The 2,296-nt window shown below is 67.9% G+C and carries 2 protein-coding genes; both read right to left on the bottom strand.

Annotated elements, in window-relative coordinates:
* Positions 1–819 (bottom strand): IS21-like element helper ATPase IstB (gene istB, locus CAF53_RS26880; RefSeq protein ID WP_277949244.1); only part of this gene is annotated, 819 nt, incomplete at its 3' end.
* Positions 820–836: 17 nt separating this feature from the next.
* Complete coding sequence (gene istA / locus CAF53_RS26885) at positions 837–2,264, bottom strand: IS21 family transposase (protein WP_100240137.1); 1,428 nt, start codon at positions 2,262–2,264, stop codon at positions 837–839.
* Positions 2,265–2,296: the final 32 nt, after the last annotated feature.

Below are 2,296 nucleotides of genomic sequence, written 5' to 3' on the forward strand. Positions count from 1 at the left end.
GGTGTCCGGGTCGATGGTGTCGCTGGCCGGGTATTGCTCCGCCCTGGCGGCGGATCGGCGGCGGCCGGCGGACTGCTTCAGCCGGTAGCTGTCGCCGTTCATGGTCAGAATACTGACGTGGTGGGTCAGCCGGTCGAGCAGCGCGCCGGTGAGCCGTTCGGAGCCCAGGACCTGTGTCCAGTCCTCGAAGGGCAGGTTGGACGTGACGATGGTCGAGCCGCGCTCGTAGCGCTGCGAGAAGACCTCGAACAGCAGTTCGGCGCCGGTCGCCGTCAGCGGCACATAGCCCAGCTCATCGACGATCAGCAGCTTGACCGCGGCAAGCTCGCGCTGGAGCTTGAGCAGCCGGCGCTCGTCGCGCGCCTCCATGAGTTGGTTGACCAGTGCGGCGGCGGTGGTGAACGCGACCGTGAACCCCTTCTGGCAGGCCGCCAGGCCCAGCGCGAGCGCGGCATGGGTCTTGCCGGTGCCGCTGTTGCCAAGTGCGATGACGTTCTCGCGGCGCAGGATGTACTCGCAGCGGGCCAGCTCGAGCACCAGCGGCTTGTTGAGGCTGGGGATGGCGGCGAAGTCGAACGTGTCGAAGCTCTTCACCGCCGGGAACCGGGCGGCCCGGATGCGTCGCTCGACCGTGCGCCGTTCGCGGTCGATCAGCTCCAGTTCGATCAGCCGGAGCAGGTAGCGCGGGTGATCGACACCATCGCGGGCGCACTCGCGGGCGACCTTGTCATACTCGCGCAGCACCGTCGGCAGCTTCAGCTGCTTGAGGTGATGGGCGAGCAGCACCTGCGGCGCCGTGCTCATCGTGCCCGTGGGCATCGGGTCATCAGCCCGGGTCATGCCGCCAGCACCGCATAGTCGGCCGCCGACGTCGTCTTCACCGCGGTTCTGGGCAGATGCGGATAGGCCGCCAGATCGAGCCGGGCGGGCCGCCGCTCGATGCGCGCCAGCGCGATCAGCTTGACTGCGTCGAAGCCGGGCGCGCCGATCTGGATCGCCTGGGTCACCGCAGCGGTGACGATATCGAGCGGCAAGGCCTCCAGCAGCCGCAGGACCTGGATGAACTCGCGCTTGCCGCGATTGCCCATCCTGGCCTCCAACAGATGCCGCAGATGCTGGAACACCTCAGGCAGGCGCCAGCCCTGCAACGCAGCCGCCTGGTCGAGCGCCCCCGGCTTGGTCTCGATGAGGGCGAGATAGTGGAGCGGCTCGGCGATGAACGCACCTTCGGCGTAGCAGCGGGGATGCCGGGCGATCTCCTGCCCACCGCACAGGATCACGACCTCATCGACGAAGCCCTTCACCACGACGTCCTGGAACCCATAGGCCGTCGGCACCGAGTAGTCGTTGGTCCGGTAGCGCACCAGCGCCGTCGAGGAGACACGCGCTGCCCGCTTCTCGCACGGTTCCAGCGGCACCGCCGGCAATGGGCGCAGCGCTGCCAGATCGGCCACCAGGCGCTCACCGATGGTCGCGGTGTGCCGGCCGGCACGCTCGGCCTGGCGCGCGCGGCAGCGATGCTCCAGTTCGGCGTTGAAGGCATCGAAGCTCGCCGCGTCAGGGACCGGCGTCATGAAGCAGCGCCGGGCAAACTTCACCAGTCCCTCGACCTTGCCTTTGTCGTTGCCCTTGCCCGGACGGCCGAAGCGGTCTCGGAACAGGTAATGGCTGACCAGTTCGGTGAAGGCCCGCGTCCGCTCGCGCTTCCCGTCGCCGCAGATCTTCGCCACCGCGATCTTGGTGTTGTCGTACAGGATCGATAGCGGCACTCCGCCGAAGAAGGCGAACGCCGACACGTGCCCGTCGAGGAATGCCTCGGTGGTCTCGCGCGGGAACGCCTTCACGAAGCAGGCGTCCGACTGCGGCAGGTCGATACAGAAGAAGTGGATCTTCTGCCGCACCCCGCCGATCACCCCGACCGCTTCGCCAAAATCGACCTGCGCATGGCCCGGTGGGTGGGCCAGTGGCACGAACGTCTCGCGCCCGCGGGCTCGGCTGATCCGGACATAATCCTTCACCACCGTGTAGCCGCCTGCAAAGCCATGCTCGTCGCGGAGCCGCTCGAAGATCCGCTTGGCGGTATGCCGCTGCTTCACCGGCGCGGTCCCATCCGCCGCCAGGATCGCGTCGATCACCGTAAGCGCTGTCCCATCCCCACCTTGCGTGCCTGAAGCGCAGCGCCGAGTCTTCGCGCCCTGATCGGGCGGGAGTGCGCTGCTACTATGATAATCTCGGGTGATGATCCTGTGAGCAGGGGCGCGCAGCGGTTCGAGGTGTTCACGGGCGGGGCAAGCGC

Origin of the sequence: Sphingobium sp. LB126 (genome assembly GCF_002795205.1) — a bacterium.
Classification (GTDB): domain Bacteria; phylum Pseudomonadota; class Alphaproteobacteria; order Sphingomonadales; family Sphingomonadaceae; genus Sphingobium; species Sphingobium chungbukense.